General features: G+C 57.3%; 1 protein-coding gene. It reads right to left on the reverse strand.

Annotated features, from left to right (window positions below; translation table 11 throughout):
- The coding region (locus ABVQ20_RS40410; protein WP_354465425.1) for a CapA family protein at positions 1-1,287 on the reverse strand (1,287 nt) is incomplete at both ends.

The following is a 1,287-nucleotide window of genomic DNA, read 5'->3' on the forward strand; positions in this document are numbered from 1 at the left end:
CGAACTGGGCCGCAGTCGGATCAATCCAATGCCGTTCTCTATGTCGATTTGGGTCCCGAATGACTCCGAGAGCTTCTGTAGCCGCTCCAGAATGGCTCTTGCTTGCGGAGCGGGGGCGAGCCTCGGCACTCCCCGGTTGGCAAATCTTTTGGAGCGACCGAGCTCGATTGGATAGAGCTTCAATTCAGCAAGCTGGTTGTGCTCAAAGCGGCTCATCGCGACAATGCTCTCATAATAAACCGCGTCGGATTGGGAGCCTACTAATCCTTCTGCTGTCGGGTATCCTTTTGCCACCTCGTCGACCGTCACCTCGGCATCAGTATCGACCCGTGGGTCCTTGCCGTATACGTCGAACATGTCAGCGCCTACCGGCGTCCGGAGATCCTGACAGAAGAAATTCGCCAAACTGTAAAAGATAGGCCGTCCTTTGTAGATCTCGATGCCTCGCAACTGATGCGGTCCATGTCCGACGTATGCGTCTGCTCCGGCATCGATCAGTCTGCGGGCAAACGATTGTTCGTAGTCAGGCGGTTCCTGGCTCCATTCCCCGGGCTCGTGCCCGTGGTTCGTGACGATGCAGAAGTCGGAGAACTGCTTGCCCCGACGAACGTTTCGCAGAATATCAGCGACGTCGCGCGGGTTTGCTTCGAAACTATAACCTGCTCTATCACCCGATTTATATGTCACCCCGTCAAGTACGACCCGATTGGGCTCCTGTCCGGCCGGATTGTAGCCCGGTAACACTTCGCGTATCCGCCTCAAGTTTTCGAGCATTTCCCGCGGGACCACGATGCTTTTGGTCAGGCGAAGGGCATTGAGTCCTGGTCTGCCTGGCGCCTCGCCGGCGGGGTCGCACGCACGAGCCATAGGCTCGAACGTTGCAGCAAATGACACCAACGCCACGCGACCGCGCGAGGTTTCCAAGAAGCGAGCGGCGCCGGCTTGTGCGAGGTTTTCGCCTGCGCCTGCATGGATGATTCCATTCTCATCAAGCGCGCGGCTCGTCTCCTGCATGCCTTCAAGGCCCCAGTCGAGCGTATGGTTATTCGCGCGACTAAGCATATTGAAGCCCATCGCCTTTAAATCAGGTCCCAGTTCCGGAGCGCTGACGCAATATGCACCGCCGTACTCAGCCTGTGGGCATCCTTTAGACCGAACATCCAAGATGTTGGTTTCCAAGTTGCCGAAAGTGACGTCGGCCTTATGAAAGATCCTGAGGACGTCGGCCAAGCCTGGATGATAGCCTTTTGTTACGGGCCGCGCGAAGAGAAGATCGCCAACTGCCGC

Source organism: Mesorhizobium shangrilense, from assembly GCF_040537815.1.
Taxonomy (GTDB): Bacteria; Pseudomonadota; Alphaproteobacteria; order Rhizobiales; family Rhizobiaceae; genus Mesorhizobium; species Mesorhizobium shangrilense.